At 34.0% G+C, this 22,757-nt stretch carries 20 protein-coding genes; all 20 read right to left on the bottom strand.

Translation table 11 applies throughout. The annotated features are described in order from the left end of the window. Nucleotides 1-11: 11 nt before the first annotated feature. Complete coding sequence (locus D1094_RS16545; protein ID WP_182440223.1) at nucleotides 12-4,214, bottom strand: glycosyltransferase domain-containing protein; 4,203 nt, start codon at nucleotides 4,212-4,214, stop codon at nucleotides 12-14. Between the two features lie 40 nt (nucleotides 4,215-4,254). Next, on the bottom strand, nucleotides 4,255-5,127 hold the full coding sequence (gene rfbD / locus D1094_RS16540; RefSeq protein WP_182440230.1) for a dTDP-4-dehydrorhamnose reductase: 873 nt from the start codon (nucleotides 5,125-5,127) through the stop codon (nucleotides 4,255-4,257). Then, complete coding sequence (gene rfbC, locus D1094_RS16535) at nucleotides 5,121-5,666, bottom strand: dTDP-4-dehydrorhamnose 3,5-epimerase (protein WP_118961222.1); 546 nt, start codon at nucleotides 5,664-5,666, stop codon at nucleotides 5,121-5,123. Before rfbC ends, rfbD begins: the two co-directional genes overlap by 7 nt. A 51-nt stretch (nucleotides 5,667-5,717) precedes the next feature. Continuing rightward, nucleotides 5,718-6,602: a glucose-1-phosphate thymidylyltransferase RfbA gene (rfbA, locus tag D1094_RS16530; protein ID WP_182440222.1), complete on the bottom strand. Its 885-nt coding sequence runs from the start codon at nucleotides 6,600-6,602 to the stop codon at nucleotides 5,718-5,720. 14 nt (nucleotides 6,603-6,616) lie between these two features. Then, nucleotides 6,617-7,315: an ABC transporter ATP-binding protein gene (locus D1094_RS16525; protein WP_118961221.1), complete on the bottom strand. Its 699-nt coding sequence runs from the start codon at nucleotides 7,313-7,315 to the stop codon at nucleotides 6,617-6,619. Then, nucleotides 7,312-8,085 (bottom strand): ABC transporter permease, encoded by a 774-nt coding sequence (locus tag D1094_RS16520; protein ID WP_118961220.1) that lies wholly within the window; start codon nucleotides 8,083-8,085, stop codon nucleotides 7,312-7,314. The genes D1094_RS16525 and D1094_RS16520 overlap by 4 nt, the downstream gene beginning before the upstream one ends. A 53-nt stretch (nucleotides 8,086-8,138) precedes the next feature. Continuing rightward, on the bottom strand, nucleotides 8,139-9,203 hold the full coding sequence (gene rfbB, locus D1094_RS16515; protein ID WP_118961219.1) for a dTDP-glucose 4,6-dehydratase: 1,065 nt from the start codon (nucleotides 9,201-9,203) through the stop codon (nucleotides 8,139-8,141). Between the two features lie 195 nt (nucleotides 9,204-9,398). Then, on the bottom strand, nucleotides 9,399-10,949 hold the full coding sequence (locus D1094_RS16510; RefSeq protein ID WP_147361090.1) for a M48 family metallopeptidase: 1,551 nt from the start codon (nucleotides 10,947-10,949) through the stop codon (nucleotides 9,399-9,401). Between the two features lie 305 nt (nucleotides 10,950-11,254). Then, nucleotides 11,255-12,604: a hypothetical protein gene (locus D1094_RS16505; RefSeq protein WP_118961217.1), complete on the bottom strand. Its 1,350-nt coding sequence runs from the start codon at nucleotides 12,602-12,604 to the stop codon at nucleotides 11,255-11,257. 321 nt (nucleotides 12,605-12,925) lie between these two features. Further along, nucleotides 12,926-14,986: a secretin N-terminal domain-containing protein gene (locus D1094_RS16500; RefSeq protein ID WP_118961216.1), complete on the bottom strand. Its 2,061-nt coding sequence runs from the start codon at nucleotides 14,984-14,986 to the stop codon at nucleotides 12,926-12,928. A 6-nt stretch (nucleotides 14,987-14,992) separates the two neighbouring features. Beyond that, nucleotides 14,993-15,508 carry a hypothetical protein gene (locus D1094_RS16495; protein WP_118961215.1) on the bottom strand — a complete coding sequence of 172 codons (516 nt, stop codon included), beginning with the start codon at nucleotides 15,506-15,508 and terminating at the stop codon, nucleotides 14,993-14,995. Continuing rightward, nucleotides 15,501-16,052, bottom strand: coding sequence for a hypothetical protein (locus tag D1094_RS16490; protein ID WP_118961214.1), 552 nt, complete (start codon nucleotides 16,050-16,052; stop codon nucleotides 15,501-15,503). The genes D1094_RS16495 and D1094_RS16490 overlap by 8 nt, the downstream gene beginning before the upstream one ends. Nucleotide 16,053: 1 nt before the next feature. Then, nucleotides 16,054-17,187, bottom strand: a complete 1,134-nt coding sequence (locus D1094_RS16485) for a hypothetical protein (protein WP_118961213.1) — start codon at nucleotides 17,185-17,187, stop codon at nucleotides 16,054-16,056. Between the two features lies 1 nt (nucleotide 17,188). Then, entirely contained in the window at nucleotides 17,189-18,001 is an 813-nt protein-coding gene (locus D1094_RS16480) for a hypothetical protein (protein WP_118961212.1), read from the bottom strand. Beyond that, nucleotides 17,998-18,678: a type II secretion system protein gene (locus tag D1094_RS16475; protein WP_118961211.1), complete on the bottom strand. Its 681-nt coding sequence runs from the start codon at nucleotides 18,676-18,678 to the stop codon at nucleotides 17,998-18,000. The genes D1094_RS16480 and D1094_RS16475 overlap by 4 nt, the downstream gene beginning before the upstream one ends. Beyond that, a complete protein-coding gene (locus D1094_RS16470; RefSeq protein ID WP_118961210.1) occupies nucleotides 18,679-19,080 on the bottom strand; it encodes a type II secretion system protein J in 402 nt (133 codons plus the stop codon). It abuts the gene before it with no gap. Next, nucleotides 19,070-19,489: a Tfp pilus assembly protein FimT/FimU gene (locus D1094_RS16465; protein WP_118961209.1), complete on the bottom strand. Its 420-nt coding sequence runs from the start codon at nucleotides 19,487-19,489 to the stop codon at nucleotides 19,070-19,072. Before D1094_RS16465 ends, D1094_RS16470 begins: the two co-directional genes overlap by 11 nt. Further along, the gene (locus tag D1094_RS16460) at nucleotides 19,489-20,685 is read right to left on the bottom strand and encodes a type II secretion system F family protein (RefSeq protein WP_118961208.1); all 1,197 of its coding nucleotides are present in this window, start codon (nucleotides 20,683-20,685) and stop codon (nucleotides 19,489-19,491) included. The genes D1094_RS16465 and D1094_RS16460 overlap by 1 nt, the downstream gene beginning before the upstream one ends. Next, a complete protein-coding gene (locus D1094_RS16455) occupies nucleotides 20,685-22,343 on the bottom strand; it encodes a GspE/PulE family protein (protein ID WP_182440221.1) in 1,659 nt (552 codons plus the stop codon). Before D1094_RS16455 ends, D1094_RS16460 begins: the two co-directional genes overlap by 1 nt. Further along, on the bottom strand, nucleotides 22,340-22,738 hold the full coding sequence (gene gspG, locus D1094_RS16450) for a type II secretion system major pseudopilin GspG (RefSeq protein ID WP_118961207.1): 399 nt from the start codon (nucleotides 22,736-22,738) through the stop codon (nucleotides 22,340-22,342). The genes D1094_RS16455 and gspG overlap by 4 nt, the downstream gene beginning before the upstream one ends. Between the last annotated feature and the right edge of the window lie 19 nt (nucleotides 22,739-22,757).

Raw genomic sequence — 22,757 nt, 5'->3', positions numbered from 1 at the left:
AGGCACCTTTATTATAATCTAAAGCTTGCGGGAGTTTCATTTTGGAAACACTTTATAACTGCATCGAGCTCTAAAAGAGAGGCTTTATACGAAGTATACATAACTTGGCTTTCGCTAATAGTTTTCACTTTATTTCCTTTTATCAACTGCCGCAACGAGAAATCTGAAAGAGTTTGTTCCAGCAATGGGTGTTTTTTAAATTTTGTCGAGCACGCTTCTTTTGTATCAACGATAAAGCAATCACTATGAATCGCATGTACGTAGCTATCTCCAATGTACTTGTTTATTTTAACAATTGAGTTAAGCTTTCCTTTCTTAAACTTTAATTTTAAACCTGAAGTTTGAATGGAGTAATCTGGATTTAAAGTTAAAGGTGAAGCTATAGTTACATTTTCATTGCTGTCTATACCTGAGACTAAAGACGATAGCCAATCAGAATTCACGGTCTCAAAACCACTATTCATAAAGCAGATATAATCATAATCGAACACTTTAACTACTTTATTAATAAGGTTTGCATCAAGTTTTTCGTTAACTAATGAGTGGATTAAAGCATGAGGAAACAGTTCATTAAGCGAATGTTCGAAATCTTCTTCAAAAGGGGATGTCCCTACCACTATAACATCAAAAGCCTGCCCTGCTGTATATTGTTTAATTCTTTTCAATCGATTTAAAAGTTCACCTTGATTGTCGTCAAAGACAGCAATAGCGACCTTAGCTGTATTTCTTGAAAGTGAAATACCATGTTTATAAATTTGAAAATACCCATCAAGCCAAGCACTTCCGTCTAAAATAGAAAAATTGATGTTATTTTTCCAACAAACAAAGTTAAAAGCAAGTTGATCCCTTATGGTATGTTTATCAATTTCACTCCACCAGAGTTCATTTAATTTTTTAGAGTGTTCATCGTGTTTTCTAAACACCTCCGCTGTTTCAACCATTCCAAATTTCTCAGGCATCCCTTGCTGACGATAACTTTCTAGTTGAGCTAGTATTTTTGCTTCCGTATCTTTCTTTCCAATAATGCAAGCTTTTCCTTCTTCAAAAACACAATCCCTAGCAGAGTGCTTATGCAAAGCAATTGAGTGTGCAAACCCCTTAGAAACCAATTCCTCAATGTTTCTACCTCTTAGTTTAATATTTCCGTCAATCCACAATGAATACTCATAATTAACCAAAAATAAGTGTGGCATGACTTTAATCAAACGAGCATTTTTTGTTGGATTTTCAAAAATAGCTTTTACGTACTTGATTTCAAATACATCAGACTTCAAGTCTAAATTATCTGTAAAGCAAACATAATCCCAATCTTCATTCACATACTCAGGGTTTCTTACTTCGTCGTAATTACCAAAAACAGCAGTATATACAACTTTTTTATTATTAGTTGCGGTATGCATATATGACTCAATATGCTTCGCTATTATTGGTAACTCTTTTTCTTCAATCCAATCACTAATTAATTTTTTAATTCTTTTTGCGCCATGCTTTGCATCAAGAGACTTTCGCCCCCCCTTAGTTAGCACTTTACGCACCTCATGCGTGTAACTCTTTGACTTAGCATGAAACACGTAGGTATCATCAGCAATAGCACTCTTAAAACCAGCATTACTAGCTCTTATTGAAAAATCATCCTCTTCACCATAACCAGTCGGGAAGTATTCGACATCTAAAACACCTATACAATCAATGACCTCACGTTTAATTACATAACAAAAACCATTAACTGATGGAACCACTGGATACCTGCAAGAAGAGAGTTTTTCAACTAACAACCCCATATCATTTATCGTATAACCACTTGGAATTTTATTAACTAACCAATCATTGGTTTCTTTATCCTTTTGAATAGGGACAGTTTGCCAACTTGCGGCATTTGATAATGGACCGACGATGCCTATATTTGGGTCACTTGCAAAACATTGCATTATTTTATCAATCCAACGGGGTGTAACTATTGTGTCGCTATTTAATAAAACAATATAATCTCCTTTGGACTTTTCGAATCCTTTATTTACAGTTTTTGTAAATCTCAGATTAATTTCATTCCTTTGCAAATAAAATCCACGGCTAACTGATTCACTTTCTAAATACAATTGTGTTTCTTTTTCACTACAATCATCAATAACAATTAAGTTAAAATTTAGCGATTTATGCTCATATAATGAATTTAAACAGTTTTTAACATCTTCTAAGGCATTATAGACAGGTAAAATTATATCTATAGTAGCTTGAGGGGACTCTGTAGCGGATTGTTCTAAGAGCTTTTCATCATCATAAGTATTCACTATACTTATCTTTTTTGAGTCTGCTAGGTTTTCATAACACATTCCTAAAAATTTATTATATTCAAGAAATTTATTTTGTATATCCTTGTCTTCAGTTTTAACCTCATAAAATGGAATTTTAAAGTGAAGCTTTCTCTTTCCAGAAAATACTTCTTCGTATCCATGAAGTATAAAGTGTTCTAAAGCACAGCTTAACTCGCCTTGTTCAATAGCTTCGGCTACATCATAATTAATATCCAAGTATTTACTTGAGTCAAATCGTTCAATAAAATTAATAGGCACTCGATTAAATTTATTGTTTATGTCAACATATCGGCTAGGGTTAAAAGCATTTTTTATAAAACTTGAAAAAGATTTAGATAATACTTTTTTTATCGTTTTACTATATAAAATATTAAATCTTCTAACATTAGCTCTAAACACTTCAATATCATTTGTTACTTTTACATTTTTAGCAACCAGTTTTGCTGTAATATCCTTTAAATATCGGCGGTTTTCATCTATCGAGTTTTTGAGTTCATTATGTGACTTTTTCAATTCATCAGCTTGATTCTGATTACCTTTTGAGCACACCGTAAAATGTTCTTTTGATAGTATTATTTCTTCCTGAATAGTTTTTAGCTCATCGCCAAGCGAACGAATACTTAATCTTATACTTTCAACGTCTCGTTCATTTTTTATTGAAACATTTTGATCATACTTCTTATTTATACGTTCGAAACTTTCAATTAACATATCATTTCTGACTAAACTACGAGTCTGTGATTGAGTTAATTCTTCTATTTTATTACTAAAAGCCGATAACTCTCCTTGTACTTTAGTTATTACATTATTCTTATCAGATATTTGTTCTGTTATTTGTGCAATATTTACATTAGACTCTGCAAAGAGAGAGAGTAAATTTTCATCTTTCTTTTTTTGTAAAGCTAGCAAGTTACTACTTTGTTTTACAATGAGCTTTTTTAACTCTTCCACTTCATCTTTCATTCCATTTTCCATCTTTAAATACTTTTCTTTGTAGTGCTCTTTTACAGCACTTTCCATTTGCCATTTACTGTAGAAATCATCCTTTAAGACTTGATACCTTTTTCTGTCCAAAAAGATCTTATAATTAGAATCATGTTGCTCTTTATTGAAAAAGTATGTCATATGCATTTTTAAAGAATTTAAAGCTAGATTAAATTTTTCTACTTCAAACGCCCTGCTTTTCACAATTGTAAAGCATATACTTAGAAAAGAAGGGTAATTAACATCTTTATCGACAAAATCCATTTTATGGTGTCTTAAAGCTGGTTCAATAAAACCCTTTTTAAGCTTTTCAGGATGTTCAGAATTCCCTATAAAGCTCAACAGTCTATCTTGTACTTTTTTGCTAGATGAAATCAACTCATCAAAGCTAACAAAAACCCTTTCATAGTTTCTTGAGTAAAACTCTGAATACAAAAAATAAGTTGCCCACAAAAGTAATGACTTTTCCTCTGTAAAATTATTCCTTTTAAGAAGAGAGCCCGATACCTCAAGAGGATTCCGAAACGGCAAAATAAATTTAGCACTAATTCCCAAACTATCTAATGCCGATGTCCATATAGGCAATAAAATGCAAAAGCGTGGATCTTTAACAGCAAAAGTTTCAAATTTGCTAAACTCCTCATTAATAATTTGCATTGCTTCTTGAATATATTTATCTTTTAATTCCTCAGAAATATTGTCTAAAGAAAAGTTATAATCAGACCATGAATAATAGGACTCATTTAAGATTTTTTCATTGAGTTGTTGTACTCTATTGTTCTCGAAATAACCTTTAGGGTTATCTTTCGATGCTGCCATTAAATTAGGTCCGAACTCAACCCCCATTTCACTTAAAACACCTGAAATAGCAGACGTACCTGAGCGATGCATTCCGACAATAAAATATGCTATTCTCATAATCCTCTCCATTCACTCTATAGATTTAGCAACACTCAAATTATTCATATTTTAATTCTGCAAGATTATTCATCATTTTAGTGAGCTCAGACTTCCAATGAAAAACATCAGATTGAAAATACTTATAACTACTTAATTTATTCAATACGCTATATGAAGGTCGCTTCGCAGCAGTAATATATTCTTCACTCATTATTGGTTTAATATAAGTTATTTTCTTTACTAATCCTTGTTCAATTCCTATTTCTTGAATAGCAACAGCAAAGTCATACCAAGAAGCAACTCCACTATCTGTCCAGTGGTGAATACCAACAACTTTATTTTCAGCTGCATTGACACATGCATGAGCTAAACCTTTAGCCCAAGTTGGGGAGCCGATCTGATCACAAATAATACCTAGTTCATCTTTCTCTTGCATTAGCTTTAACATCGTTTTCACAAAGTTATTACCATATTGAGAATAAACCCAAGATGTTCTAATAATACAACTTATATTCGGACAAATATCTGCAATTGCCCTCTCACCAGCAGCTTTACTTGCGCCATACACACCTTGCGGCTCTATAGTATCATTAGGCAAATAAGGTGAGCCTTTATCCCCTTTAAACACATAATCTGTTGAAACATGGACAAAATGCACATTATTCGTTTTACAATAATTTGCTAAATTTTCAACCGCTTTATGGTTAATCAAGAAAGCTTGCTCTTTTTCTGTTTCTGCCTTATCTACAGCGGTATAAGCTGAAGCATTGATAACAGCAGTGGGCTTATGCTTACCGAGCTGCTCTTCAATGGAACTCATTGAAGTAATATCAATATCATTACGGCCTAAACAAACAAGCTGCTCCTCATTTGATATATCGGCAAGTTCTTTCGCCAATTGTCCTGACTTACCTATCACAACAATCATAATTTTGGTGCCTGCTCAAAAGTCAAACCTTCATGATCTTTTTGTGATAAAGAAGGTTTGTTGGTTCCCGTTAAAGGCCAATCGATTGCAATTACTTTATCATTATAAGCAATTGAAATTTCTGATTCAGGGTGGTAATAATCGGTGCATTTATAAACAAATTCTGCTTCATCACTTGTCACTAAAAAACCATGAGCAAAACCTAGTGGCACCCATAATTGACGTTTGTTTTCCGCACTCAAATACTCCCCCACCCATTTACCAAAAGTAGGAGAGTCTTTACGCAGATCTACAGCTACATCAAACACTTCACCTTTAATAACTCGTACTAATTTCCCTTGTGTTTGTTCAAGCTGATAATGTAAACCTCTTAGAATACCTTTTGTTGATTTTGAGTGATTATCTTGAACAAACTCTACTTTGGCCACTTCTGTTTGAAACCAATCTTTACGGAAAGTTTCCATAAAGAAACCACGTTCATCACCAAATACATCTGGCTCTAACAGTTTTACGTCTGGAATGGATGTTTCTATAATTTTCATATCTATCTACTAAAAAGTATTGCTTCACCTATAGTGAAGAAAAGCAAAGAATTAAAATACACGTTCTTGAAGAAGGTTTAACAAGTATTCTCCATAACCACTTTTTCTCAATGGTGCAGCTATTTCTCGAAGTTTTTCATCGTCAATCCAACCGTTTCTATAAGCTATTTCTTCAGGACAATTGACTTTCAATCCTTGACGCTTTTCAACAGTCGCAATGAATTGAGCGGCAGCAAGTAAATCATCATGGGTACCTGTATCTAACCATGCTGTACCACGGCCCATAATTTCTACTTGAAGCTCGTCTGTCTTTAGATATTGATCGATGATATCGGTAATTTCTAGCTCGCCTCGTTCTGATGGCTGAACATTTTTAGCAAATTCAACAACTCTTTTATCGAAAAAGTATAATCCAGGCACTGCATAATTTGATTTAGGTTGCGCTGGCTTTTCTTCTATCGAAATAGCTTTACCGCATGTGTCAAACTCTACAACTCCATACGACGAAGGGTTCGCCACATGATAACCAAACACAGTTCCCCCTGATGTTTGATTATTTGCAGCTTGTAATGACTTAGTTAAATCATGACCGTAAAACATATTATCACCTAAAACCAATGCGGCTGAACTACCAGCTAAAAAATCTTCTGCGATTATAAACGCTTGCGCTAGTCCATCTGGGCTTGGTTGTACTGCGTATGATATAAGTACGCCAAAATTTTCCCCATTACCAAGTAGGTTTTCAAACCGGTGAATTTCTTCAGGTGTAGATATAACCAAAATGTCTTTTATACCTGATTGCATTAACGTTGCTAATGGATAAAAAATCATCGGTTTATCATACACGGGCATTAACTGTTTACTTACCACTTTAGTTAGCGGATATAAACGAGTACCTGAGCCACCCGCTAGAATAATTCCTTTTCTAATACTCATATTAAACCTTATTTTTAAAATTGTTGCTTATTTGAATATTCAGACATTACCTGATCAGTATCTCCATATGCAGAGATAACACCATTATCTATCCAAATACATCTGTCACATATTTTTTTTATTTGCTGATCACTATGAGATACAAACACAACTGTTTGCTCTCCTTTTATTTTTTCCAAAAGCGCTTGCTGTGCTTTTAATTTGAAAGCATTATCACCAACGCTCAACACTTCATCTATCAATAACACATCAACATGAGCAATTACTGCAGTAGAAAACCCTAGCCTTGCTTTCATGCCGGCCGAATAAGTTTTTACTGGCTGATAAAAAAAACGACCTAGCTCAGAGAACCCTTCTATTTTCTTTAATATAGCCTTTGCGTTTTCTTTACTATAGCCATTTAACATACAGCTTATAAGTGCATTATCTTCACCTGTTAATTGAGGGTTAAAGCCTAGCCCTAGAGACAATAAAGATCGACTTATTCTTCTATCTACAATTACCTTGCCATTATCAGGCTGCAAAATTCCAGCTAATACTTGTAACAGTGTTGATTTACCAGAACCATTGCCACCTAAAACACCGAATACTTCGCCTCTTTTGATGTCAAAAGAAATATCATTAAGTGCTTTATGAGAAAAAGATTTAAAAAAACCAATCCTAGATTTATACTCTAAAGAGACATTTTTCACTGATATTAGATTATCAATCATGAAAACAGCCTGCGAGTTAAGCTATTACTGTATTTTGACAAGCTATAGGCACCAATAAAGAAACTAACAACTCCCCAGACTAAAACAGATAACATGTACTTTACAGTCAAATCGTTTCCGTACATCAATACTTGTCTATATCCATCAATTAAGGCCGCTAAAGGGTTTAATATTAATAGTAATTCTTTCAAGGATTGATCTTGTATTAAGTTTACATCCCAAAAAATACCAGAAGTAAACATTAACCCCATCATAAACATGCTAATAATTACTGTAAAATCAGTAGCAAAAGTAACAAACACCGAAAAAAAACTAGCTACACCTATAATTAAAATGTATTGCAATAGTATTAAAGGTACTAATTGCCACCAATTTAAGAGGTTAGCAAAGCCATTAAAAACTAAAAAAATTAGTAAAATTGCAAAAGCGAATAACTGTTTATAGAATGCTTCTTGGCAATTAACTAAAGGAAATATAATTTTAGGTATGACTCTTTGTGCTAATAATCCTTTATTTTGAATAATGCTATTGGCACCAGAGCTGACAGCCTTTGAAAACCAAAGAAATGGAATTTTCCCTACCATTAAAAAGATAAAAAAATCATCGCCACCGCGATAAAGTACATATTTAAAAACAAAATAAAAAAGAGCTACAAACAATAAAGGCTCAAGAACCCACCATAAATAGCTTAAAACTAAAGCGTTCGCCTGAGACTTTAGCTTCATCGTAGCTTGTGTATGAATAAGAGAAATAGCTTGATTTAAGTTCATAATAATAACTTGTCAAAAGTGGTTAACAATAAAAAGAAAGTATAAATTATGAATTAATTTTGACCCAATCTCTCACGTTGGTAACTTCCGTCTAGCACTGACTGCCACCATTTTTCGTTACTTAAGTACCATTGAACTGTTTTTTTAATACCTGTTTCAAAAGACTCTTCTGGTATCCAACCCAATTCGCGTTCTATTTTACTTGCATCTATGGCATAACGAACATCGTGTCCGGGTCTATCTTTAACATAAGTTATTAGGTCAGCATATTTTTCCGCGTGTTCATATTTACTTGGTACTAATTCATCAAGAATTGAGCAAATAGTTTTTACAACATCAATATTAGCTTTCTCATTATGCCCACCGATATTATATGTCTCAGTTATTTTACCTTCTGTAGCAACCTTATAAAGCGCCCTAGCATGATCTTCAACATACAACCAATCTCTTATTTGTAAACCGTCGCCATAAACAGGTAATTCTTTACCATCTAGTGCATTTAAAATCACAAGAGGAATAAGCTTTTCTGGAAAATGAAATGGTCCATAGTTATTAGAGCAGTTAGTTATAACGGTTGGTAAACCAAAGGTACGCTGCCACGCTCTAACCAAATGATCACTTGATGCCTTAGAAGCTGAATAAGGACTACTTGGTTCATAAGATGTGGTTTCTGTGAATAAATCATCTGTACCTTCTAAATCACCATATACTTCATCCGTTGAGATATGGTGAAAACGAAAAACAGCTTTTTTCTTTTCAGGTAATGATTGCCAGTAGTTTTTGGCAGCATCGAGTAAGACATAAGTACCAACAATATTAGTTTCAATAAATGCTGCTGGGCCATCTATAGAACGATCAACATGACTCTCTGCAGCTAAATGCATTATTGAATCAGGCTTATATTGTTTTAACACTCGAGCGACTTCTTTAGCATTACATATGTCGATTTGTTCGAAGTTATAACGTCCATCATTCTCGATTGAGGCTAAAGACTCAAGATTTCCAGCATAAGTCAGCTTGTCTAAATTAATAACGGTATCAGATGTATTACTGATGATATGTCTAATGACGGCCGAGCCTATAAAGCCTGCTCCACCTGTAACAAGTATAGTTTTCATGTTTATTGAGTTCCGAGTTCGACTTGGACCATGCAAACTTATACATTTACAGTGCCAGAATCCTTTAAGGCGGTAATTCTAACTTGAGCTAACAGCAGAATCAAGAGTACTAATCGAACATTAGTTTAATAAAAAGTAATAATAAATCTCTATGTTAGGGCCCTATACTTACTATCGTATGTTTTGAAACCTATTTTATTGGCAAAGGCGAATTAATTGCTTAGCTAACTCATTCGATTTATCTAATTTTAATGCTTTTTTCGACCAACCTTTAGTGAATCCACAAATATTCATTTTATAATAAACTAACGCTAAATGAGCATAAACAATTGATTGAAGTTTTGGTCGCTTTTCGGTGTAGTTAATAGCCCTCCTACCTAAGTTTAGTGCATCTTGGTAGTAACCAGCATCGATTAAAATGGTAAGTAACCCGACGATATTTGATTGACGAAGTATTCCCTGCTCAAGTTCTAAGTTATATGATTTAATAATTAATTCCAAAGCTTTATCTTTATTGCCATTCTTAGCAAGTTCTTTCCCATAGCTACTCATTGCTCTTGTGCTTTCAGGGCTTTTTTCTAACTCTCGCTGATAAAACGATAGTGGCTCTTGCCATTGTTTCACTCTAATACTTGTTGTGTAACTTAAAACAACAATAAGTAACCCGTTGAATAAAATGCAACTGGAATCAGGTAAGCGCAAAGCTTTTATAACGGTACTCAATATATTAACCACAATAAAAATAATAGCCAATGATGGTAAATACATTCTATGCTCAAAATACAAATCTTGAATAGGTATAAAACTTGATTCTACGGCTAGGCCTAAATATAGTAATGCTAACGTTAACAATATTAGTGGCTGTTTAAAGCGCATGGCATAAACAACCAATAAACTAACAATCGCTATATGAATGGTTAAATAACGATAAAACTCATCACTAAAAAACTTCAATAAGCTTACATCTGATTCTAAGCGAAAACCTTCAGGGTAAAACATCAAGCCAAAATAAGTTAATGTAACTTTTAGCTGTGTAGCTAAATAATCGAGTCGTGAGTAAGTAATAGTCTCCCGTGTAAGTTCATCTAAAGTAGACACAAGCGCAGGGTTTAAGTACAAATACAAAACAGCTAAAGCTAAAGCTCCGCCTCCGACCAGTATTAATCTGCCTCTATACTGCACTAATACATATAAACTTATTAGGTATAAAAATAAAGGTAAAAAAATTACTGACTGCTTACTTCCAAGGGCAAGAATAAAATTAAACAAGCATAAAACGGCCCACTGTACTTTTTTTATTAGCTCTTTATCTTTTAACAATCTTATAAAAAATATAATAGTTAATAGAGTAAAAAACATCGCTACTACAGTGTAGCGTTGACTTATATATACTACCGCCTGGCTATTCATTGGGTGACATAACCAAATAAAAGATACAATGGCAGCTTGTGCATTTTGAAACTTTAAGGGGACTGGTTGTGTTACTGAGTTTAGTGACCTATGAGAGTTAACCTGTATTTCAATATTAAAAAAACTTTTTACAAAATAAAAAATCAATACAGCATTAGCTAAATGAAAAGTGATGGTGAAAAAGTGTATTGATAAAAGATTAAAGGAAAATGGTTGGCTTAATGAAAAAGACGCTAAACCAACAAACCTACCCTGAATCCATCCCATGATTGAGTTTGGCCATTGAAGCAGTTTAGCATGATGAAGAACCACAGAATCATCAACATACAATGGCACACTCAATGCGCCATAATACGAAGTACAAGTTAGTATTAATAACAACACAAATATCATTGTGTGATTAAATTTAAAAATAATATTGTTTCTGATAGTAGTAACAAGTGACATATTGTTCGTGATCTCACTTAAATTTTATTCTTTTAAGTTTGTTCTATTATAGCAATACTTATTAGCTAAATACCTTATCAAGTGCTAGATAATATAATTATAAACAATCCATTGCTTACCATTTTTTAGGCAAAAAAAACGAGGCAAAGTGCCTCGTTTTTCAATATAAGTACTATTTACATAGTAGCTAATGACTAGTCATTATTCTTCTTATATTGGTCAGTGATAATTACACCACGATCTGCTTCAGTGTTATGCTTGTAAGCAGCATAAACAGTGATATCTTCATCAGCAGCATTAACTGTAACGTCGATTGATAGCTTACCGTCAGTGAAATCTTCTGCTAATAATTCGTCACGGATTAATGGAGCGATTTTTCTCATTTCGCCACCATCAATTGAATCGATTTGAACATTATTTAACACAACAGTACCATCTTCAGCAGTTGCGGTAACAAAGATATCGCCTGACTGTGAACCATGGTTAGTTACATAAATAATTTGACCAATTGCACGTTCAGAATTTGAAAGTTCTAAATCAACATATGGCATATAAGGAATGTTAATATCTGCACCGTTAAGCGTCCACTCACCAGCATCAGTACCCATACCTAATGAAGCAACATCTGCATCACCAGAACAACCAGCACCACAAGTGTATGATTGGCTAGCATCAAGTTCAAAAGATTGCTTGATTAAACTAACGCCAGAACCTGTACCGTCAGAAGTGAAAGTAATAGTATCTGTAGTTAATGTTGAAGGGTAAGTTAACGTTAACTCATTCTCATCATCGTTTAAGTCTGTTGTCGTTGCACCAGAAGTAAATTGAGATTCAGTCAAGTCAGTAAAATCACCTTTTAATACTAATGTAACAATACCTGGATCAACATAGCTAGCCCAACCAGTAGTATCTTCAGTTGTGTGTGAGATAACTAGAGTATCCTCTAATGTATTCGCTCCAGTGAAAGTTTCACGCATGTTAGTAACATCGATTTCACCGTCAAAACCAGTAGTAACAGAAACGTTTGTAAACTGGTCTTCAACTGCAGCAACGTCCATACAATCTGTATCAAACGTAATTCCGCCAACAGCAGTAGTTGCAGTTGCACAAAGTTCAATGTTTGTACCAGCAGCAATTACATCACCATCTACGTCAATACCAGCAGCAAAATCAACTACGATACCTGTAGTACCTAGTAAATCCGGGTTATCAACGTTAGTAACACGGTAGATAACTGAATCAGCTAAAGTAGCTAGTTTACCAAATGTAATAGATGTACTACCACTGTTAGCAACAATGCTTGCAGGTAATGCGTCAAAAGAGTCAGCTACTGAACCAGCAGATAAAGAAAATGTAAGTAAATCATTCTCTGTGTACTCAGCACCTAGTTCAAATATAACATCTGCAGTGGTGATATCACCAGCAGCTGTTGAAGCTTGCTCTGAGTAAGTTGCAGTTGTTGGTGATGTAATATCACCTGCTTGTGCTCCAAATGTCGCTGCAATAGCTGCTGCAACTAATGTCGACTTCAAAGTTGTTTTCATTTTTTTCTCCAAGTTTCATGAAACTAGAACCTGGCAGAAGCCTAGTCCCTAGTAATACTTTTTAGTATATATATACTACCTAAAAAAGGTAGGTTCGATTATTAGTGACTTTAAAAATAAAGTCAACCCCATTACATGCTTTATTATGCTAGTTTTATGATTAAAAACAATAGTATCTTTATCTAAATATATATTAGAACTAATTCTGTGCATTTATCATACGACTACATATACAATTTAATAGAAGCATTAATAAACATTAGATAATTATAATAGGGTTAAATAATTACCTAATATCATTTTAACTATATAAAAAGCTCATCAAAATGTCATAGTTTCTAGGCCTCTCTTAAAGTTATCTTTAATACCTTCCCATTGATTTGTATTGTAAATAACTCTCGGCGTAACTAGAACAACTAACTCTGTTTTTTCTATAGACTCCGTGGTATTGCTAAATAAAACACCAAGTAAAGGGAGTTCACGTAACAACGGAACACCTTTATCAATATCGTAACTATTTTCAGAAATCAACCCACCTAATAAAATTGTTTGTCCTGAATTTGCAACGGCTTCCGTTGATAATTTACGATTCAATATCCCTTGTTCGTTCCCAGCTATCTGATTTGAAATACTCTGTGAAATCTGTAAAGTAACAACACCATTAGTATTTATTGTTGGAGAAACTTGTAAATCTAACCCCGTTTGACGGCGCTCAACATTCTCTCTAACTATTTCAGTATTATCATTTGAATCGGTTGAGGTAACTAAGGGGATTTCATCGCCAACAACAATCGTGGCTGTCGCTCCATCACGCACAAGTAAAGTAGGGTTAGATAATATATCAACTAAACTATTACGCTCTATTGCTTTAGCTTGAATGGTACTTACTTCTCCTGCGATCTTAAATAAACCGCCTGCAATATCAGATAACCCCATCACACCTTGTGTACTTAAACTAAACTTCCCTTGCTCCAAAAAGAATTCTACTCCATATTGAAATTCATTCCTTAAAGTTACTTCAGCAATAGTCACATCAAGTAAAATTTGCTTAGGCATTACATCTAAGCTCTTTATCAGCGGTAATATTGACTTATAAGTTGAACCAGTAGCATGAACAATGACGAAATTAGCCCTTTCATCGATTACAATATTTATGTCATCATCGCCAATAACTTTATTATTTTTTGTTTGCTTTGATTCAGTATTGGCTTTATTTGCAATAGCTGATTTTGTATCTCGACGGTTATTTCCCGCTTTATTCATATTCGAATTTTTAAGGCTAAATAAGGGAGTTAAGCTTGAACCAATATCTTTCGCTCGCGCGAATTTAGGGCGGTAAATAAAGTATTGTTGGGTATCACCTGTTGGTGCCTGATCGAGTTTTCTAGCCCAAAACTCTATTCGCTCTAAAAACTCTTGCTCACTAGCAAATACAGCAATAGCGCCTATTTGATGCAGTGGTACCATAGCTAAGTTACGTTGATTAGACGAACGTTTACCCGTAGGGATCCCTTCACTTTCCAATAACTCTTTAGCTGTCGTTATAAAGTCTTCTGTAGAAATATAATTAAACTCAATAAAACCAATATGTTTTCCTTGGTGCGCAGGTCTATCTAGTAACTCAATAAGCTCTATCACTTGAATAACCTGTTCACGACTTCCCTGAACAAATACTGCACTCTGATCTGCATCAGGCGATACTTTGGCTTTAACTAACTGTAACAACGTTCTTTCTATACTCAGATTCACACCATATTTTAACGGGATGATTTGTAAAATATTACTTTTAGTATGAGGAACAGAGCTAACAGTTCGCCCCACCTGAACAACTAAGCTTTGCTGTTTAGCCGAAACTGAATGCAAATAAAATACATCATCTTTAAGAGTTATATTTACACCATTTTCTGCAAGCAACTGCTTACTTGCTTTATACAATTGCTTAGTGTTTAAGGGCTTATTGATGTTTAAAGTAATTGGTATTGATGATTTATTAAGTTTTTGTTCAATAACATAATTCACCTTTAAAGTATTTGCGAACACTTGATGAATAAATTCTGCTATTTTTAACTGATCAAATGCAACTTGAAAGGTTTGTTTACTAGTAAAGTATGTTTCATCAGAGGGTTCTTTTGACGAAACAGATTTGCGTTCAAGGCTCTCAACTTTCTGTATCTTAACTTCTTTATTATCAACAGAGTTATTAATACTTTCATTAACAGGTTCATTTAAGTCGCTTTCACTTTTCAATACAAGCGGCGATTGCTTTACGTGGACAGGCGCTCTTTCACTTTTTGGCATCAACGCAGAACAACTTGAAAGTAATGTTATAGCTAAAGTTATAATCGTTACTTTAGTGGAATTAAATCTTATAATTGAAAACATATTTATTTAGCCTTGAAACTTAATATCTTTATTCTTAAATAATGGTAACTTTTGCTTATCACCTTTCACATCAATCTCGACAAAATCTGCGCCGATACTTGAAACTTTACCGTCAGCAAATACTTGCCCAGTTTGCAAGGTTAGCATCACTTTTTTACCTCGGTTATTTTTATATTCTAAAACAGCTTGCTTTTCACCATTGGTAGTAATTATACCAACTAGCTTAGCGACTCTAATAATATCTACTTTACCTGCTTTGACTTGTTGTTTCACTTGAGTATCTTTTAGTGCTTGTTTTTTTCTTAATGCCTTTTCCTGCTCAGCTTTATCGTTCAAAATAGAGAAGTTTTGAACGATAAATTTTTCTCCATTTATTTTTTGTCGCTCGAATGCTGTGAGTGTAATTTCTTCCTGTTGACGACTATTTACATTAATGTCAAACAACAAAATACGATTAAACAAATCAAATACAACAAACACAGTCGCAAATAGTGCTCCAATGATTAACATTTTTTTATCCATCTACCTGCCCTTGTTGAAATAAAATCACTAAATTAAGCTTTGATTTCATAGTAATATTTCCCTCTTTGTCTGATAGAGAATTAGTAAGGGACTCTATAGTGATCGCTGGTTGATTATCAGCAAGCGCATTTTGCAGTTTGATTATATTCAATAAACTCCCCTGCAGATCAAGTTGTATTTTTCCACGCATTAATAAGGCAATATTTTCATCTTCTATAGTTTCCTGCCAATTAAAACTTTGAATCACAACATTAAGCTCTTTAGCATATTGCTCGATTTTTTGTTGAATTTTCAGTTTTGCTTGTGATGGAGAGGGATAACTAGGAACTAGACGCTGCATTTTATCTAATTGCGAAGATAATTTTTCAGCTTGCTCCTTTTGTTCATCAACGGTAGCTAGCATTGAAGCGAGTTTGATATTACTAACAACTAACTGTTTTTTATCAGTCAAGCTATCATTTTGCTGGCTAATTTGTGGCATTATAATAAGCTTAATAAACGCTAAAGCAGCAACAATAATAATTAATTTTTTATTCTTATCCATATTAACCTCCTTGTTCAACCATTTGAAACACAATGGTAAATCTTTGAAAGTTCTTTCTTTTCTGGATTAAACCAACAAATTCTGCATTTTCAACTTCCGGCTGATTAATTATTAACGCCAATACATCACTTGATGAAATATTTTCACTACTTACTTTTATCGCAACCTTACCCGACTTTAAGAAGTTAACTTTACTTATAGTAACGCCATCAATAAATAGAGGTGCAATTGTTTTCCATGCAGATATCTCCCACCCCTTTATTTTGTATAAACTTGAGATCTCTTCTGCTCGTTCTCGTGATTGATTAGTTTGTTCAATTATATTTAATAGTGGTGAAAGTTGTTCATTCAGTCGAACACTTTCTTCTTTCACACTTGCTAACGAACTATTTATATACCAACTGGTAAGTAATACATAACTTACGCTAATGGCAGAAGCCCCAACAAGAAAAGCCCGCCAGTCTTTTTGATTTCCTTGTGTATTTTTTGTAATACGCAAACCTGGCATCATCTTAAATATAGAAAATAAGCCAATTACGCTTGTATACTTAGATAACAACCATTGCTCTTCAACATGAGAAAAATCAACCTCATTAGAAACTCCCAGACTTAGATAAGCGTCATCTTTAGTAGCCAGCAAACCAGTTAATTCTATAAACGTATTTTTATACTGTTGAGGCACACAAATATACTTACGTTTGGAGTGCTCAAATTGAACTATTTCATGTTGTAATGACGCTGATATAAGCCATGTCTCTGGGATTAAAAAAAGAGGGGTCACATTAAATTTTTCTAATAATGAACTTGTAAAATACGCTTTTTTAACAAGGCGGTTAGTACCGTCAAACTCTTGAATTTGAAAGCAAAAACAAGATTCACTATTTACTTGTTCAAGTGTTAGAACTTTATGCAAGTCTTTATAGCTACTTATTGGATACAGGCAAATTTCTTCATGGTAATGCTGTGCGCCCAAAATAGTATATTTGGCCTGTTTTAATTGTTTCTTATTTGCCTTGATTAATTTTTCATTATTAATACTGTAAGCAAAATCCCATAACAACAAACAATAGCGTTGTAGCAAGTTTTTCTCTACCTTATCTAAAAATAGACGAGTGATTTTTTTTAGTGTGCTCATGTTATCGAGGAGAATATCCTAAAAATATTAGTGGTTTCTTTATTATGTGATGACTAAATTTAATTTCTATCATTTCTGACCAAATAGAATCTTGCCTTCTCGAAGTTAATGTTACACGAAAATAAGGCCCAATAGTATTACGTTGATTGCTTTCTGCGTCATCTGGAGAAATATCATTAACAACGTTTGATAACTCTTGATTCGAAATGCTACGTGCATTGAGCACTTTAATTGCTCTGATAACACCCAACTTTGCAACAAGATATTCTTTAGTTGCTGTAGCGGGGTTGAATATTGCCCCTGAAAAGCGAGTGATATTATTATCAATACACTGCTTAACATCAGTATTTACTGTACCCAGCAAATAAAAAAGTCTTTGATACTTATCGATAGGTAGATTTTCATCTCCTGAGTGCTTAGAAAGAACCTGCTTTGATACCTTAGTTGCTTTGCTTGCTCTAATTCCACATTGACTCAGTACGCTCGCGAAGACTTTATGGCTAATAAAACCATATATATTAAGCAAACCATTCAAATCTTGAATTTTTACTTCGCTATTTGCTATTTGTATATTTTCACCGGCAAAGTCCCATCCTTTCTCTTTACTTAACTGTTGAGGAGTTCGTGTTAACAACTCAAATACTATGGTAGACTTTGCTGAATAAACATCAGAATAAGCTAACATCTTATCTTTCATAAGTTCGCTTTGCTTCACTTGAGACTGAGCCTGCTTAAGTATATTTATCGCCAAAATAATCATAATCGCGGTTAAAAACAACACTAACACTAACGCCACGCCACGTTGCTTTTTCATATACTCAACTCTTTATTTTCAGTCAGCCGGTCAGCATTAGATAATTGAAATACCAACGTCTCTCCAGCTAAGCTGATCATAACAAGATGGGGATTTAAGTAAGTAAGCGCACCATCATATTCATTAAAACACTCAGGTTCATTCTTCTGTTCAATGTCTAAACCAATACTTCTTCTAGGTAGACCGCAATATTTAAATGATAATGCCGCTATTCCATTTGCCAAAACTAAACGATGAACGAAATTAAGTTCCTGCTCCAAATAAATCAATGGCTGTGCTTTTAAAGGGGCTTCTTCATAAACCAAACGAAAGCCTTCTTCAGATTTTTCTCTAAATACTCGGATAACTGCAGGCTCTGCAAGAGGTGAAAAAATAGGAGCATAACTAACAAATGTTAATCCCTCTTCTCGACCTAAGAAATAGTAGACCTCATTCATTCTAGTGTTTAATACAATTTGTGGGTATGCAGAGTTAATGACATCACTTAGTTGTATCAAAGATTGATTGGTAAACTTTACTTGATTAAACCTGCCTAAATCTTTGTGCCAAAAACGCTCAAAATGCATTAACGAATAAGTAGCTAGGGCAACTAAAGATGAAAAAACAACCATAGCCAGTAATAATTCAACTAAAGTAAAGCCTTTACTTCTTTTCTTTGATAATTGAATAATACCCACTTACCAAGTAACCTCTTGATATGTTAATAACCTTGTACGGCTACTGCTGGTTAACTCCAACTCTATTTGCCATAAAATAGCAATCCCTATCAGATCAGTTCCTTCATTACTCAGGCTTTGGACAAAAGGAGTAGATTTAATTTTTTTTGCTGTCCAATGGTATTCAATTTCTAACAAGTCTCCCTTTCCTGAAAGGCTCTTTGGTTCAAACTCTCCTGTTAAATTATTTTTAATTTTGCCTGTAATTAGTGGTAGCACTGAGTGTATTTCTAAATTTTTAGTTGCGATGTCAGATGAATGACTTGATTGTGCTACTACTTGATATAATAACGTTATAACAGCAAAAAGTATTACACTGGCAATCATCACCTCAACAAGCGTAAAACCTGAATTACGGCGCATAAGTATAAGCACCTTTATTGATAATAATTTCAGACATTAGGTTTAGCTGTCTAACTTCTTCAGATAACGTATAATTTATATAACTGCTATCTACATATCCATTTCTATTAAAATTAACAGTCTGATTTGAAAAGTATAATTGCTCAAATTGCCAAGCTCTTACTTTATCTAAGTCTCTAGCAATGATTCTATTGTTATTAAATTCTAATTTAATTGTAGTGCCGCTAGCGTATGCTTTTGTACTTAACGATTGGAGTATTCGAATTGCTTCGTGTAACTCTTGTTGAGCCTTTGCCCGATTTATTTGCTCTATACCTAAAGGGGAAACAAATGCAAACATTGTCATCATTATGACAATAACGACCATCAATTCAATCAATGTAAAACCTAAGGAATTTGCTGGTGACATCACACACCTACTTCATTTACTGAAGTGATACTTAACATCAGAGTAACTACAACCCCACCAACAACCAACCCCATCACAACAATAAGTAAAGGTTCGAGCAAATTAAGCATCTGAGTTACTTTTGCTTCAAAAGCGTTTTTACTTCTCTCTACAATTTCAGTAAAAACACTCTCAAGTTCAGCTGTCTCTTCACCAACTTCTATTAATGATTGGTAATAATTGGGAAATAATTTTGAACCTGACAATACCTCATTTAAACGTCCACCACCCTTTAATTCTGATACCGAAAATTCTAATTCGCGTTTAATTTCTTCATTAGCTAAATTACCAATAGCATGTTCCAATGCTTGATTAATCTTAAGCCCACTTTTAAGCATTAATTTTACTGCCGAGGTATAATTTACTCTCTCAACTTCTAAATAAACTTGCCCGACATATGGCATATTCATTAATAATTTTTGCATCCGATTTTTAAATTCTGGTTGTTGCCAGAGCTTAACAAGGATAAAAACAATAGCGATAACAACAAGCAACAAATTAAATTGATAAGCAATTAACCAATCACTAGCATCTAATATGAACTGTGTATAAAAAGGAATGTTTTCTCGACCTTCAAATATACTCCCCATGCTTGGAACGACATAGTTAAAGATAAATAGTATTGATGCAATACAAACAAAAAGGATGACGCTTGGGTAAATAAGAGCTTGTGTTAAACGTTTTTTTATTTGCCCTTTAAATTTTAAATCTTTTGCTAGTTCTGCAAACACTCCTTTTAACGTCGCTGTTTTTTCACCGATACTAATTAGGTTTATGTATAAACTAGAAAAGTACTGAGGGTATTGTTCAAAGGCTTCTGATAAAGAGCCTCCTTTTGCAAGGTGGTCAGCGATGCCTGAAATAATATCACCAACAGCACTACCATGTTTAACTTTACCTAGCATAGATAATGCTTTATCTATTTTAATACCGTTATTTAATAATATACTTAACTCAGAGGTTAAAAACTCAAGATCATCGGTAGACACTTTAGCGCTGTAGCTTACATATGACTTCCCACTATTAGCAGCATTAATTTTAGTAACAAAACTGCCTGATTTTGAAAGGTTTGCAATTGCTTGCTCTTTAGATTCAGCCGAACAGACACCTGATATTTTACTGCCATTCTTAGCAATTGCCTGATATGTAAACCTCATTATCCTGCAACCCGAGCAACTTCATCTAACGTAGTCTGACCTTTTAGTGCCTTGACAATACCGTCAATCAATAAGTTACGGTATCCTCTATTTTTATTAACCTTTCTAGCATTTACTAAGAATGTTTCATTTTGCTCCAGCACAGAAACTTGCTCATCACAGCGCATATATTCTATTAAAGCTAACCTTCCTTTATAGCCTGTATGACCGCAGTTATCACAGCCAACAGCTTGTTGAAGGTTACTATTTGATAGATCAACACCATACCCTTGAATTAAATGCTCAACATTATACTTTTCCATGAGTTCACCTGAATTCTGCGCAGGCTTGCAACAATTTGAGCACAACTTCCTTGCGAGTCGTTGAGCAACAATGGATAATAACGCAGCATCTAGTAGAAAAGCATCAACCCCTAAATCTAAAAGTCGGGTATAAGCACTTGGTGCGTCGTTTGTATGAACGGTACTAAAAACTAAATGCCCCGTTAATGCAGACTGCATTGCTATTTTCGCAGTTGTTTGATCTCGTATCTCACCTAACATTATTATATCGGGATCTTGACGTACTATACTTCTTAAGCCTTCAGCAAAATCAAAGCCTATTTCAGGGTTAACTTGTACTTGATTAACATTCTCTAATTTGTACTCAACGGGATCTTCCAACGTTATTATTTTTGTTCGCTCAGAATTTAATTTACTTAAGCATGAATACAACGTTGTAGTTTTACCACTACCTGTAGGGCCTGTTAAAAGAATTACTCCTGAAGTTTTGGTGATATCGTGCTCAATTAATGCCTGAACATCGGCTTCCATACCTAGCGCTTCTAAATTATAAGAAAGAGATTCTTTTTTAAGAAAACGAAGCACAAAACTTTCGCCAACAGCTAATGGTAGACAAGATACTCGAATATCCAGCTCTTGACCTGAAATCCTAGTTTCTATTTTTCCGTCTTGCGGTCGTCTTTTTTCGGCAATGTCCATGTTGCTTAGAATTTTCAATCGAGTTATTAATGGTAATTCCATTGACTTTGCTATTCGCTCATCTGATTTTAGTACCCCATCAACCCGATAACGAACAACAGAGTAATTATCTAATGGTTCAACATGCATATCAGATGCATTTAACTTAAGCCCTTTTAGAATAAGTGAGTTAAAAAGGTTTACAACAGGCGCTTCTTTTGCAGCTTCTTTTAACTTGTCGACTTCACTAATACTGAGTTCAGATGTTGTATCAATAAACATATCATTTTGCTTTATAATACTCTCTACATCACTGCGTTGCATTATGATCAGATCAGCTTCATTAATATGGGTTGAAACATAACGATTAGCATTGATATTAAAAGGATCACATGTAATTAATTTTTCTTGGGTCTGCTCATTACGACATAAGATCCATCCAAAACTATTAAGTTTTGTTTGTACTTCTGAATCATCACAAAGAGAAAAATTTAAAAGCTCAAACTGTTTTGCTGTAAGCAGCTCTAAATCAAAGTATAATGCATATAATGAAGCAATATCAGACTCATCTATAAGCCCCATATTCTCGAGTATATTTTCAATTCTACCACCATGCTCTAATTGGAATGCTGTCGCTTTTTCTAAGTTTTCTTTACTTAAATTAAACGTCCCCTCTAATAGACTGATTATTTTTGTCATTGATGAATAATATCCGCATTGTCTTCTTCACCACCACTTTGACCATCTTTACCAAAAGAAGCTAAATAGAATGGCTCTCCATTTTCACCAGGAACTTTATAGTCATATGGGTTCCCCCAAGGATCTAAAGGTATATTTTTAGGTAAATATGGTCCATCCCACCCTTTTTTATCGCCTTTGACTCTCAATGCCTCTAAAGATTCAGGTACATCACCAACATCAAGACGATAAGTGTTAATTGCAGTTTCAAACATCTTCATTTGAGCAGCGGCTGTTTTTCTCTTTGTAGAACCTACTTTTGAAAACATTTCAGGAGCAACAATAGACGCTAACAACCCCAAAATAACAATTGTGATTAGTAATTCTATTAAAGTAAAACCTTTATTTTTTTTCATTTTCTATCCTGTATAAATC

This window comes from Colwellia sp. RSH04 (assembly GCF_003545765.1).
Lineage (GTDB): Bacteria > Pseudomonadota > Gammaproteobacteria > Enterobacterales > Alteromonadaceae > Colwellia.
This window is presented reverse-complemented; position numbering and strand designations above follow the sequence as displayed.

Coding starts and splice junctions, on each gene's coding strand:
- rfbB (WP_118961219.1), bottom strand. CDS start 9,203: ATGAAAACTATACTTGTTACAGGTGGAGCAGGCTTTATAGGCTCGGCC.
- rfbC (WP_118961222.1), bottom strand. CDS start 5,666: ATGAAAATTATAGAAACATCCATTCCAGACGTAAAACTGTTAGAGCCA.
- D1094_RS16500 (WP_118961216.1), bottom strand. CDS start 14,986: ATGTTTTCAATTATAAGATTTAATTCCACTAAAGTAACGATTATAACT.
- D1094_RS16495 (WP_118961215.1), bottom strand. CDS start 15,508: ATGGATAAAAAAATGTTAATCATTGGAGCACTATTTGCGACTGTGTTT.
- D1094_RS16505 (WP_118961217.1), bottom strand. CDS start 12,604: ATGAAAACAACTTTGAAGTCGACATTAGTTGCAGCAGCTATTGCAGCG.
- D1094_RS16545 (WP_182440223.1), bottom strand. CDS start 4,214: ATGAGAATAGCATATTTTATTGTCGGAATGCATCGCTCAGGTACGTCT.
- D1094_RS16525 (WP_118961221.1), bottom strand. CDS start 7,315: ATGATTGATAATCTAATATCAGTGAAAAATGTCTCTTTAGAGTATAAA.
- D1094_RS16460 (WP_118961208.1), bottom strand. CDS start 20,685: ATGAGGTTTACATATCAGGCAATTGCTAAGAATGGCAGTAAAATATCA.
- D1094_RS16485 (WP_118961213.1), bottom strand. CDS start 17,187: ATGAGCACACTAAAAAAAATCACTCGTCTATTTTTAGATAAGGTAGAG.
- D1094_RS16480 (WP_118961212.1), bottom strand. CDS start 18,001: ATGAAAAAGCAACGTGGCGTGGCGTTAGTGTTAGTGTTGTTTTTAACC.
- D1094_RS16465 (WP_118961209.1), bottom strand. CDS start 19,489: ATGTCACCAGCAAATTCCTTAGGTTTTACATTGATTGAATTGATGGTC.
- D1094_RS16520 (WP_118961220.1), bottom strand. CDS start 8,085: ATGAACTTAAATCAAGCTATTTCTCTTATTCATACACAAGCTACGATG.
- D1094_RS16490 (WP_118961214.1), bottom strand. CDS start 16,052: ATGGATAAGAATAAAAAATTAATTATTATTGTTGCTGCTTTAGCGTTT.
- D1094_RS16470 (WP_118961210.1), bottom strand. CDS start 19,080: ATGCGCCGTAATTCAGGTTTTACGCTTGTTGAGGTGATGATTGCCAGT.
- rfbA (WP_182440222.1), bottom strand. CDS start 6,602: ATGAGTATTAGAAAAGGAATTATTCTAGCGGGTGGCTCAGGTACTCGT.
- D1094_RS16455 (WP_182440221.1), bottom strand. CDS start 22,343: ATGACAAAAATAATCAGTCTATTAGAGGGGACGTTTAATTTAAGTAAA.
- gspG (WP_118961207.1), bottom strand. CDS start 22,738: ATGAAAAAAAATAAAGGTTTTACTTTAATAGAATTACTAATCACAATT.